Below are 11,341 nucleotides of genomic sequence, written 5' to 3' on the forward strand. Positions count from 1 at the left end.
AGATGCGGCACCCCGCCCAGCAGGCTGACCGCCAGCCGCGCCACCGCCACCCGGACCAGCGCCAGCGCAACCGCGCCCAGCCCCAGCCCCGTGACGAAGGTCAAACGCGACAATTGCTCGGCGATCTTGCCCAGATAGACGATCAGCAGCATAAGCAGCGCCGCCTGCGCCAGCGCCCACAGCGCCCGCACAATCCCCCGCCGCAGATGGTCGATCGTGTTGATGCCATAGGCCCCGCCCTGCACCGCCAGCAGCGCGTAGAGCGGCGCGACCATGGCGAACATGACGATGCCGTGCGGCTTGCCCGGCTCGCCCCACAGCGCGCCCAGCACGAACCAGTTGGCGGCGAGGAAGGCGCAGAACAGCCCCGCCATGTCGCCCGCCAGGCACAGCGCATAAAGGCGCAACCGCACCATTTCCTTGGAAACTGTCACGCCTGCGCCCCGATCATCGTCATGTGCCCCGTTGGCACCGGCGGACGCGGGTTGCAAGGGGGTGGACTAAAGGCAGTCGCCTGTGGTGCAGATCGAGAGCAGGCCGACCAGTGGCTGGGAAAGGATGACGCCCACAGCGTAAATCGCGAACAAGGCTAATTGATACACCACTTTCCAACGCGTGAAAGGCGGACCGATGAGCCCGAAACCCGCCAGCCCTGCTACTATTGATAGCAATGAAACGAAAAGGGTGGCAGTCTCCGCTTTTACATAAGGGCGCACCAAATGCGCGTATCCGAGCCAGACCAGCCAAGGCCCGACCAGCATCATCCCTACACTCCGATAAATGCGCGCCGCATTGCTCACGTCCCGAACAATCGCCCCAGCCCCTTGTCCAGCATCAGCAATTGCCACAACAGCCGGCCATGGTCGGCCACGCCAGCCTTGTGGTCGGCGGCGACCTTCGCCAGCATCCGGGCGTCGAACCAGCCGGTCTTCGCCAGCGCCGATCCGCCGGCGATGGCGTTCGCCTCGCCCGCCAGCGCGCCGCGAAACCAGGCGCTGATGGGCGTGACGAAGCCCATTTTCTGGCGGTAGAGTATGTCCTGCGGCAGGAAGGGCTCCATCGCCTTCTTCATCAACACCTTGCCGCTGTTGCCGCGAATGCGCTGCGCCACCGGCAGGCGCGCGGCGAATTCGACCAAGCGATAGTCGAGCAGAGGCTCGCGCGCCTCCAGGCTGACGGCCATGCTCATCCGGTCGGTCTTGGTCAAAATGTCGCCGGGCAGCCAGATGCGGATATCAGCATATTGCGCGCGGTCGAGCGGATCGCGGGCGGGCGCATTCGCCATCGCCTTGATATAGCGATCCTCCGCGCGATAGGCGCCCAGCCGGCTTTTCATCTCCTGGCTGAAGAGGCGCTGGCGCAGGGCGTGGGGCGTGACGCCAACGGAGGCGGCATAGGCCTCGCCCCCTTCCCCCGCCAGTTCCAGGAAGGTCGATTTGGCCCGCAGGACGCGCGGCGCCCAGTCTGCCTTGGGATAATAGCGGCCCAGCGTTCCGAACAAGGGCTGGCGCACCGACGCGGGAATGAGGCCGCGCAGCCTTTCCCCCTGCATCTGGAAGCGGTGGCGCCGATAGCCAGCAAAGGCTTCGTCCGCGCCATCCCCCGACAGCGCCACCGTCACCTGCTCGCGCGCCAGTTCGCACACCCGATAGGTGGGCAATGCGGAGGCGTCAGCGAAGGGTTCGTCGAAATGATGGGCCAGCGTGTCGATCAACCCATAATCATCGGGTGATACGATGCGCGCGCGGTGATCGGTCGCAAAGCGCCGGGCGACCCGGTCGGCATAGGCGGTTTCGTCCAGGCTGGCGACGTCGAACCCGATGGTGCAGGTCTTGACCGCACGTTGTGAGGCCTCTGCCATCAGCGCGACCACGCTGCTGCTGTCGACCCCGCCCGACAGGAACGCGCCCAGCGGCACGTCGGCGATCATGCGCGACCGCACCGCCTGCCGCATCAGCGCGACCAGTTCCTCCTCCAGCGCCTCGGGCTTTGCCTTGCTGCGGTCCGCGAAGCTGACGTCCCAATAGCGGTGCGGCTGCGGCAAGGAACGGCCCCGCACCAGCCGCAGCGTTTCGCCCGCGCCCAGCTTGCGCACACCCGCGATCAGGCAGGCATCGTCGGGAATATAGCCATAGGCCATATAATCCTCGACCGCCGACAGGTCAGGCGCGCGGCGCAGCAGCGGATGGGCGAGCAGGCTTTTCAATTCCGACCCGAAGATCAGGCTGCCATCCGAGAGCAGTGCATAATGAAGCGGCTTCACCCCCAGCCGGTCGCGCGCCAGCCAGAGCGACTGCGCCCGCGCGTCGAACAGGGCGAAGGCGAACATGCCGTTGAAGCGATGCACGCATTCCTCGCCCCATTGGCGGTAGCCGTGCAGGATGACTTCGGTGTCGCTGGAAGTGCGGAAAATATGCCCCTTGGCCTCCAGTTCGGCGCGGACTTCAGCGAAATTGTAGATTTCGCCGTTGAAGACGACGGCCAGGCTTTCATCCTCGGTCAGCATCGGCTGCGCGCCGCCGGCCAGGTCGATGATCGACAGGCGCAGATGGCCAAGGCCGACGCCCGGCGCTGTCCAGATGCCGCTGCCGTCCGGACCGCGATGGGGCATCGCGTCCAGCATCGCGCGGACGCGGGCGGGATCGACGGGCTTTGCCGTTTCGAGGTGGAAGATGCCCGCTATGCCGCACATGGAAGGAGGCTCTAGCGGATACCGATGGCGCGGTCAGCCAAAAGCCGCACGTCGCCCATATTGTCGAGGAAGGCGGTGACGGCGGCGTCGGCATCCTGCGTCTCGGTCTGCTCGGCGGACACCAGGATGGCGACGGCACGCTGGTCCCCGCCCAGCAGCCGGGCCTTGAGCGTGGCGAGCTTGACCGCGGGCTTGCTGCCGGTCGGCGCGCCTCCCCCCACGGCATAGGCGCTCACGACATGGCGCACGACCGGGCCGGGCGCGGTGATCTGTTCGCCCAGCGCGCCGGCGGGGGCGCGTGCGGGCGAGGACCAGACCCATTCGCTGTCGGGATCGGCCGCGCCCTGCGCGAAGCCCACCAGTTCGCGCCCCTCCGCCTGCCGCGCATAGGTGGCGATGGAAAGGTCCACCACCTGCCCGCGCGCATTGCGATAGCGGGCGGTGACGAAATGGTCCGCGCCATCGAAGCGCGGCTGCCATGGATAGGCCTGGGGGGCGTCGGTGCGGGTCCAGCCGGGAATGGTCGGCAGGGCAAGCGTCGGCGGCAGCGGCTCGGCGGTCGCGGCGGTTGCGGCAAGCCAGAGCGGCGCGGCCACGATCAGCGCCAATGCGCCGCCTGCAACGAGCGACAGCGGCCGGCTGCGCGCGGTCGTGGCTTGCAGCGCGCGCGGATCGAACCAGGGATCGCCGGGCTTGCGATCGAAGAACGGCCAAGCGACGGCCATGACCACGATCATGATGATGGCGAAGAAGATCCAACCATAGACGACATGATCGAAGCCCACCGCCGCATCGACGGTGGTCAGGTGCGCGACCAAAATGGTGGCATAGGCGCGCACGCCATTGGCCAGGATCGACAGGCCGAGCGCCCCGGTAAGGAACAGGATGCGCCGCCGCCAGCTTCGGAAGCAGACATTGCACACCAGCACCCCATAAGCCGCCATGGCGATCAGGAATTTCGCGCCCGAACAGGCCTCGGCCACCTCGAAATAGCCGGTCGGCGTGGTGATGAAGATGCCCTCCAGATGGGCGGGCACGCCGGTGAGGTCGAGCAGCAGCATCGACAGGCGCGCGGTCAGCAATTGCAGCGGCGGAACCAGTTCCTCGCCAAAGGGCACCATGAAGAAGGCGTAGAAAAGCGGGAAGAGCAGCGCGCGCGCCACCGCCGGTCCCAGCAGCCCGATCGTCGCGCCCTGGAGCATCACCACCAGCGCGCCATGACGAAACAGCGCAACGCCCGCCGCCGCGCCGAGCAGCCAGACAAAGGCCCCCGCCCCCAGCCAGAGCAGCCCTGGCGCCCAGGCGACGGGCTGCAACTGGCGCAGGCCGGGCAGCCGCTGCTGCACCAGCCAGCCGATCAGTAGCGGCACGAACAGGCAGTGGCCAAAGGTCGACGCATTCCACCAGATCGACACCATGCCGATGACGTCGCGGTGGAACAGCGCCAGGATCGCGGCAGCGATCAGGCCGAGCGCGGACAGATGCGCGCGCCAGCCGTCTATCGCGGGAGCAGAGGCAGGTTGCGGCAGGGTCGCGGCGTCCGTCATGCCGGTTGCATGTCACCGCACAGCAGGGCGGGCAAGTCGGCGAGCGTCGCGCTCCAGCGATAACGCTGCTCCATCCGGGCGCGCGCGGCGCGGCCCATCGCCTGCGCGCGGGCAGGATCGGCGAGCAGGTCGAGCGCGGCCTGCGCTTCGCCGGCCGGATCGGCAGCGACCAGCAGATGATCGCCATGGGTGGCGTCAATGCCCTCGGCCGCCTGCGGAGACGCGACGACCGGGCGCGCCATCGCCATCGCTTCCAGCACCTTGTTCTGGATGCCGCGCGCGATCCGCAGCGGCGCGACCACGACATCGGCGGCGGCGAGCCAACCGCGCACGTCGGGCACGCCGCCCGTCACGATGACGCCGGGCAGGTGGGACAGCGCCTCCACCTGCGGCGACGGATTGCGGCCGACGATCGCAAAGCGCGCGGTCGGATGGACCGCCTGCACCCGGGGCAGCACATCGCGGGTGAAACTGTCCACCGCCTCCACATTGGGGCGATAGTCCATCTGCCCGGTGAAGACGAGCAACGGTCCTTCGCCGCTATCGACCGGGTCTAGGGCCGCAGCGGGATCGAAATAGTCGAGCGCAACGCCATTTTCGATCGCGATGACGCGATCGGGGCCAAGGCCCGTGGCATCGCGGAACAGCGCGGCTTCCGCTTCGCTGACGAAACTGGACAGGTTCGCGCGGGCAGCGACGCGGCGTTCGAAATCGAACAGCAACCGGCCTTCGCGACGATTGACCCAGGCCATGGGGCCGCTGCCCTGCTGGCCATAGGCGGCATATTTGGCCGAATCGAAATCGACGAAATCCATCATGAAGCGGACGCTTGGCGCCAGTGGCGGCACAAAATGCGCCATTTGCGCGGAATAGGCGAACACCGCGCGGATCGGGCGGTCGGTCAGAGTCTGCCGCACCCATTGGTGCAGGTCGGGATGGTCAAACAACGACACCAGCATCGACTGGCGCTTGGCAAGGCCGGTGAGGCCCGCAACCAGCTTCGACCGGTCGCGCCGCAACACGCATTGGCTGGCGGCGACCTGCGCCAGATCGGCGGCCAAGCCCATATCGCGATCATCGTCGGCAAAGCAGCCGACATGCACCGGCGCGACCTGCGCCAGGCGCTTCAACATATGGCAGGAGCGAATCTTGTCGCCGCGATCGGGCGGAAAGGGAACGCGATGGCACAGGAACAGAATGTCGCCGCTCATCCCAGGCCCCGCGCAATCAGCGGGCCGATCAGGTTGGCGACCGGCAGCGGCAATTTCCTCCACAGGTCGATCCGCCGCTGATATTTGGCGCTGTTGGGGTCGATATCGCGCGCCGCGCCGTGCGGCGACCAGCCATGATAGGCGAGCGGTACGGGTTCGAAGCCAAAGCTCTTCTTCCAAGCCGCCTGCCCGCTCCCGAGCTTCGACCGGCCGAAATCGAACATCTCCATGCCGCGCGCGCGGGCATGGCCCATCAGGCGGAAATAGAGAAGTTCGTTGGACCGCAGTCGGCGCGCGTCGCCGATCCCGCCGCCCCAAAAGGGCATGGCCCGGCCCTTATGATAGAGGGTGAGCACCGCCGACACGGCGCGATCCCCTTCGCGCACGATCAATATGTCGGCATCCTCGCCAAACTGCTCCAGCACCGCGCGGAACAGGCGCGCCGGAAAAACCGGCGTGCCAAGGTTGCGCACGCTGGTGGCGTACACGCGATAATGGTCGCGCAGATGCTGCCGCTCGCGCCCGACCTCGAAGCGCAGCGCGGAATTGGCGAGCGCCTTGCGCAATTCGGCGCGGTGCTTGCGCGGGATGGCGAGGAGTTCGGCCTCCTCGTCGGAAGCCAGCGGACGGGAAAAGCCCAGATGCTGCCCCTCGCGCGTCTGCCAGTCGCCGCCCGGCGCGGGGCCGCCGCGCAGTTCGATGGCTATGTCGCCGCGATCGCGAGACAGGTCGCGCGCCGCCTGCGCCAGCATGGCGACAGCGCGCGCGTCATCGGCCAATATCCCGCCATCGACGGCAAATCCGCTCGACACGAGAGCCTGCCCGAACAGCGCGCTTTTCATGTGATGCAGCGGCAGCAATCCGACGATGCGGCCAGAAGGGGCCACCGCCACCAGCATCAGCGCGCGGTTCCCCGTGGCCTCCTCGATCGCGCGCAGCCAGGCCGGGCGGTGAAAGGGCGTCGATTCCGCATGGCCCAGGACATAATCCTCCGCCGCTTGCGCCTGCGCGCCATCGCGCAGGTCGAGCGTCGTGACGCATAGTCCGGCGGCTGAACCCTGGATCATGCTGCGCGCGCGGCCTCCGCATCGGCCAGCGCGTCGACCCGCGTCCAGGCAAAATCGCGCGTCAGGCGGCGCAGCTTGTCCGCCATGACCGACAGGTTGCTGTAATGGCGCAGGCGCGATCGCAGCGGCGCGCCGGCGACGCGCGGCTGGTCCGGATCGATTTCCCACGGGTGAAAATAGATGATCGCCGGCCGCTTGGCCTCTTCATTGACCTGCCGGATCGCCCAGCGCGAAAAACCATAGGGCAGCAGGCGGAAAAAGCCCCCGCCCCCGGCCGCGAGCGTGCGCTTGCCCCATTTGGCGGTCGTCACCGGCAGCTCGACCAGCGGCGAATCCGCCACCGGCTTCCAGGCGAAACGCGGCGAATCGGGCCAGCCATAATGATCGTGTCGGATCGGGGCGACGCTGGAGGAATAGCGATAGCCTTCTTCCGCCAGAATCGCGTGCGCCCAGGGCGTGCGCGGATCGATGGAGAAGCTGGGCGCACGATAGCCGGTCACGGCCTGCCCGCTCGCATCCTCCAGCAATCCGCGCGCCTTGCGCAGGTCGGCGCGGAACTGGTCGGGCGTGAAGGTGAAGACGCGCGCATGGTCATAGCCATGGCTGGCGACCTCATGCCCCGCATCGACGATCCGCCGCATCAGCGCGGGATAGCGTTCCGCCACCCAGCCCAGGGTGAAGAAGGTCGCCTTGACCCCCGCCTGACCGAACAGGTCCAGCACCGCGTCGGTGTTGCGCTCGACACGGTGGGACAGGCTGTCCCAGTCGGCGCGGTCGATCGTGCGTTCGAACGCGCCGACCTGGAACCAGTCCTCGACATCGACCGAAAGGGCGTTCCGCATGACGTTCCTATCTTCGTGGCGCGGCCCGGATCAGGCGACGGCCGCGTCCCGCACGACCTCGTCCATCCGGTCTTCCCGCTCGACCCATTCGACCAGCATGGTCAGCACGCGGCGCAGCGCGACATCATGCTCCTCCGCCCGGAATTCGAGCGAAGCCAGACGTTCCTCGATCAGGGTGAAGCAATCCTTGAGCGCATCGGGATCGATCGTCTGGGGCGGCGTGAACGGCGCGTGCGACTGCACGGCGCGCAGCGACGCGATTTCCGCGCGCAGGGCGGCGATTTCGTCCTGCATGTCACGGCGCAGGTCACTCATGCCCTCTGCCGGATCGGGCGTTGCCGCAACCGGCACGGTCGCGTCGCCTTCGTCCAGCACCTTCTCATCGAAATGATCGAGCGATGTCTGCATGTCGGCGATCTCCGCATTCATGTCCCATTTGCCGTCCGCGATTGGCGCGGCTTCCGGCGAGGACCAGGACTCCGAGTCCCAGTCGGCCACGTCGGCATCCTCTTCCTCGCGCGGGGCAATGTCCGCCGGGGGGGCGAAGGGCGCCCGGTCGGCGGGCGGCGCGAAGGGCGCGGCTTCGTCGATCGGGGCGTTTACGGCCGCATCGACAGGATCGACGAAGGGCGCTGGCTCCGCATCCTGGCTAACCGCATCCGCCACGTCGCTTTCCTCCAGCGCGGTGAAGGGCACCGGGGTCCAATCCTCCTGCGCCTGCTCCTCCGACACCGGTGCGTATTCCTCCTGCGAGGCGGCAACGTCACGGTCCCACACGGGGTCGTCGACCAGGTCGGCGGTGTCATCAGCCTCGACCGACGCGAGTTCTTCGGCGACTTCGGCCTGCGCGACAGGCTGTGCATCCTCGTGCGGTTCGGCCGTCTCCGTGACCGCATCGTCCTGCACATCGTCCAGCGCGGAGGCGGCGATCGGTTCCGGCATGATATCGACGTCCAGCCCCATATCGGCCACCACCGCCGCCACCGCGTCGGCGTCGATCTCATGAATCTGCTCGATCGCGCCCAGCAGCAGGACGCGGCTGATCAGCGCATTCAAACGGCGGGGCACGCCGCCGGTCGCGGCATAGAGCGCGGAGAAGGAGGCGGGCGTGAAGGCGGGATTGCCGGTCCAACCGGCGATGCCCAGCCGATGGATCACATAGGGTTCGATTTCGCTCGGCAGCATCGGTTCCAGATGATGGGTGGCGATGACGCGCTGGCGCAACTGCTCCAGATCGGGCGAGCGCAGCAGGTCGCGAAACTCCGGCTGCCCCAGCAGGAAGATTTGCAGCAGCGACTGGCCGCCCAGCTGGAAATTGGACAGCATCCGCAATTCCTCGATCGCCGAAACGCTGAGGTTCTGCGCTTCATCGACGATCAGCAGCGACCGCCGGCCGGCGCGCGCCTGGCCATGCAGATAGCCTTCGATCTTTTGCAGCGTCGCCGCCTTGGTATAGCCTTCGGTTACAAGGCCAAAACTCTGCGCGGCAAGGCGCAGCATGTCGTCGCCCTCCACCTGCGTCGATACGATCTTGACGGCGGTCAGCCGCGAAGGATCGATCGTCTGCATCAGATGGCCGACCAAAGTGGTCTTGCCTGCGCCGATGTCGCCGGTGATGACGATGAAGCCTTCGCCCTGCGCCAGGCCATAGCCCAGATAGGACAGCGCCTTGCGGTGCGTCGCGCTTTCGAAATAATAATGCGGGTCCGGCGTCAGCTGGAACGGGCGGCCCTGAAGTCCGTAATAGTGCTCGTACATTAGCTCGTCTCCATGCCCCCAGGCGCTAGAAGCTGTAGCGCAGGCCAACCTGCCCCAGCGCGCTGATCACCGTGTCGATATCGTCTGCCTGAACCCCGTCCAGACCCAGCGAGGCGGACGCCGACAGGCGGCGGCTCAGCCCCTTGAAATAGCTGGTGAACCCGCCATAGTTCAGCACGTCCGGGCGGCCGCCGCTGGCGTCGAAATAATTGATGTAAGCGACGGTTTCCAGGCTGTCGCGATCGTTGAACGCATAGGTCATCGACCCATTGCCGAACCAGTTTTCGTCCCGCGATCCGCGCACCAGCACCATTTCGCCCTGCGGCGTAATGAACTTGCGCTGCGAATAACCGGCGCCCAGGCCCCAGCCCCATTGCCCGCGCCGCAGCGCATATTGCGCCGCCACGCCGCGATAGCGGAAATTCGCCGCCGTGATGCCCGACAAGGCATCGTTGAAACATTGTCCCCCGCCCGTGACGGAGAAGGCGCAGCCGGTGATGTCGCCCGTGAAGGGATTGCGCGCAACGTCGAAATTGCTGCCCGACAGCGCCCCCACATTGGAGGTGATGACCCGCCCGAAACTGTCGATGCCGTCGAACACGACCAGCGCGAAATGGCTGTCCTGGCCCTGCCACAGGAAGCTGCCCTGATAGGTCATGCCGCCATAGCGTTCGCCCACCCGCGCCTGGAGCGAGGTGCGGCGGCTGGGCCGCCAGAGCACGCCGGCGTCCCAGATGATGTCGCTGAAATCATAGATCAGCGCGCGCGGCGAGCTGTTGTCGGTGACATAGCGGCCGTTGCGGATGACCGGCAGGCCGTCTTCGTCCAGCAACGGCGACCGCTGGCTGATCTGTATGTCTTCATAGCCCACACCGCCCACCAGGGCGACAGTGGGGGAAATCGGCACGGTAGCGTCCACCCTGCCCCACGCGTCCTCGAACCGCTGATCCAGCTGCCGCGCATCTTCGCGGTCATAGCCGGCGCTCGCGGTCAGGCCGACGCCCGGCAACAGCGTGTCGGGCGAAAAGCCGACCGATCCCAGCAGGCTGTGCGTCCAGCTGTCGGCAAAGGAACCATTGGGCTGCGCACCCACGAAATTCTGATCGACGCTGTCATCCACCCGCGCATAGCCCAGGCGATAGGAGGCGTTGACGTTGAGGTCGCCCAGCTGCGTCGTGTAGGACGGCCCGGCATAGGCAGCCCAGACCTGGCTGGTATAAGTATCGCGCTGCGGCAGCGCACCCGACAGGCCATCGGTGCGCACGCGGCTGGCAAGGCCCCCGGTCTGGAAGGTCAGGCCGCGCGCCACGTTGAAATTGGCGCTGGCAATGCCGCTCAGCACATCCTGGTCGACCGCCTGGCTGCCCCAGCCGAAGCTGTGATTATATTGGGCGTCGATCACCGCTTCGACGCGGCGATTCTGCACTTCGGCGGTGATGCCGGCGGTGACGTTGGTGTAGGTCAGCACGTCGCCACCGCCCTTCAAGGGCGCGGTCACAACCTGGTCGATGCCCAGATAAGGCACGACATCGACGCGGCGATCGGCGCGCGACTCCTGCGCGGCGGCCGGGCTTGCCGCCAGCGCGGCGATGGCCGCAGACGCAAGCCAGATGGTGCGATGGAGCGTCATCCGCGCCCCTCCCCCTTGTCATGATAATGGCCGAAATGCCGTCCCGTCGTGAAGCGCGCGGCATTGAGCAGCAGGCGCACCTGCACCCCGCCCTTGAGCAAGGCGGCAGCTTCGCGCACCGCGCTTTCGCTTGTCCGGTCGGCCTGCACCACCAGCAACGCGATGGCGGCATGGCCGGCCAGCACCGCGGCCGGCGACGCGCCGAGCAGCGGCGGCGAATCGAAGATCAGCACCCGTTCGGGGCGTCCTTCGGTCAGGCGCGCCAGCAAATGCTGAGTGCGGCTCGAGGTCAGATATTCGGTGTCATTGTTGCTGCGCTGCCCGGCGGACAGGACCGACAGCGAGGGTAGGTCGGTGCGAACGATGCAATCCTCGATCGCGATCATCGGGTCGGCCAGCGCATCCATCAGCCCGGGACCGGGGTTGAGGCCTAGGCTTTGCGGGATCGACGGGCTGCCGAAATCGGCATCGACCAGCAGGATTTCCAGGTCCTTTTCCGCCGCCAGGCTGAGCGCCAGGTTGATCGCGCAAAAGCTCTTGCCCTCGCCGCTGTTGGGCGAGCAGACGAGGATGCGGTTGCCGCGCGGATTATCG

General features: G+C 66.9%; 8 protein-coding genes and 2 pseudogenes. All 10 read right to left on the minus strand.

The window, feature by feature from the left end; all coding sequences use genetic code 11:
- A pseudogene (locus B2V90_RS10015) lies at positions 1-434 on the minus strand (sugar transferase); the annotation flags it as partial.
- A gap of 66 nt (positions 435-500) precedes the next feature.
- A complete protein-coding gene (locus B2V90_RS10020) occupies positions 501-764 on the minus strand; it encodes a hypothetical protein (RefSeq protein ID WP_228222910.1) in 264 nt (87 codons plus the stop codon).
- A gap of 32 nt (positions 765-796) precedes the next feature.
- Positions 797-2,692 carry an XrtA/PEP-CTERM system amidotransferase gene (locus B2V90_RS10025; RefSeq protein ID WP_228222909.1) on the minus strand — a complete coding sequence of 632 codons (1,896 nt, stop codon included), beginning with the start codon at positions 2,690-2,692 and terminating at the stop codon, positions 797-799.
- 11 nt (positions 2,693-2,703) lie between these two features.
- Positions 2,704-4,239 (minus strand): exosortase A, encoded by a 1,536-nt coding sequence (gene xrtA / locus B2V90_RS10030; protein ID WP_228222908.1) that lies wholly within the window; start codon positions 4,237-4,239, stop codon positions 2,704-2,706.
- Complete coding sequence (locus B2V90_RS10035; protein ID WP_228222907.1) at positions 4,236-5,450, minus strand: TIGR03087 family PEP-CTERM/XrtA system glycosyltransferase; 1,215 nt, start codon at positions 5,448-5,450, stop codon at positions 4,236-4,238. Before B2V90_RS10035 ends, xrtA begins: the two co-directional genes overlap by 4 nt.
- The gene (locus B2V90_RS10040; RefSeq protein ID WP_228222906.1) at positions 5,447-6,517 is read right to left on the minus strand and encodes a FemAB family XrtA/PEP-CTERM system-associated protein; all 1,071 of its coding nucleotides are present in this window, start codon (positions 6,515-6,517) and stop codon (positions 5,447-5,449) included. The genes B2V90_RS10035 and B2V90_RS10040 overlap by 4 nt, the downstream gene beginning before the upstream one ends.
- On the minus strand, positions 6,514-7,359 hold the full coding sequence (locus tag B2V90_RS10045) for an XrtA system polysaccharide deacetylase (protein WP_228222905.1): 846 nt from the start codon (positions 7,357-7,359) through the stop codon (positions 6,514-6,516). The genes B2V90_RS10040 and B2V90_RS10045 overlap by 4 nt, the downstream gene beginning before the upstream one ends.
- Positions 7,360-8,076: 717 nt before the next feature.
- Positions 8,077-9,117, minus strand: a pseudogene (locus B2V90_RS10050) (XrtA/PEP-CTERM system-associated ATPase); the annotation flags it as partial.
- A gap of 25 nt (positions 9,118-9,142) precedes the next feature.
- Positions 9,143-10,747: a hypothetical protein gene (locus tag B2V90_RS10055; RefSeq protein ID WP_228222904.1), complete on the minus strand. Its 1,605-nt coding sequence runs from the start codon at positions 10,745-10,747 to the stop codon at positions 9,143-9,145.
- The coding region (locus B2V90_RS10060) for a P-loop NTPase (RefSeq protein WP_293921039.1) at positions 10,744-11,341 on the minus strand (598 nt) is incomplete at its 5' end. The genes B2V90_RS10060 and B2V90_RS10055, both read right to left, overlap by 4 nt.

The sequence above is a fragment of the Sphingobium sp. UBA5915 genome (assembly GCF_002431195.1).
Classification (GTDB): domain Bacteria; phylum Pseudomonadota; class Alphaproteobacteria; order Sphingomonadales; family Sphingomonadaceae; genus Sphingobium; species Sphingobium soli.